Annotated in this window: 1 protein-coding gene; it reads right to left on the bottom strand. The window is 42.0% G+C overall.

The genetic code is table 11. The annotated features are described in order from the left end of the window. Positions 1 to 798, bottom strand: a 798-nt coding sequence (locus tag JMX91_RS13230; RefSeq protein ID WP_201549625.1) for an IS3 family transposase, incomplete at both ends; no start/stop codon positions are given.

Below are 798 nucleotides of genomic sequence, written 5' to 3'. Positions count from 1 at the left end.
TTGTACTCAAGCTCAATATATTTAGTGATATCACTGATGGCTTCAAACCTTGTTTTATAGTCTTCGTGATACACCAACTCATTCTTTAATATGCCCCAGAAGCTTTCTATGGGCGCATTATCAAAGCAATTGCCACGCCTGGACATTGAGCCCTTAAATTTATGCTTCTTAATGATCTTATGATAGTCATAACTACAGTACTGACTGCCTCTATCAGAATGCACAATCAGCTGTTGGTTGGGTCGTTTGTTCTTGATGGCCATATTGAGTGCACGGCAAACTAAATCTGCTGTCATTCGCTTATTGATGGCATAGCCGACAAGCTCTTTGGTGTAGAGGTCTTTAACACCTGCTAAGTATAGCCAACCCTCATTGGTCCAGACATAGGTAATGTCACTAACCCAAGCTTCGTTAGGACGACTGGTATGGAATTTTTGGTCGAGCAGGTTTGGATAGATAAACTTGTTATGGTTTGAGTTGGTGGTAACTTTAAAACGCTTGTGACGACGGCAAGCAATGCCGTATTCTTCTTTAATGCGTCTTACCATGTATTGACTGATATGATGGCCTTGCTCTGCAAGATGAGCATGCAATCGCTCACAGCCATAACGCTGCTTAGTTTCATCATGAGCCACGCGCACTAGCAGCTCACACTGGTTGCGGTGGATCTGCTGATTACTAACACCACGATTTATCCAGTTGTAATAGCTTGATGGCTTGACATCTAATACGTGACACATACAGGTGATGCTAAATATCTTCTGATTATCCTTGATAAAGACGTACTTCATCAACTGT

Origin of the sequence: Psychrobacter sp. Pi2-1, assembly GCF_904846645.1 — a bacterium.
GTDB lineage: Bacteria > Pseudomonadota > Gammaproteobacteria > Pseudomonadales > Moraxellaceae > Psychrobacter.
Note: the sequence above shows the minus strand (reverse complement) of the source record. Positions and strands in the feature narration are given on the sequence as shown.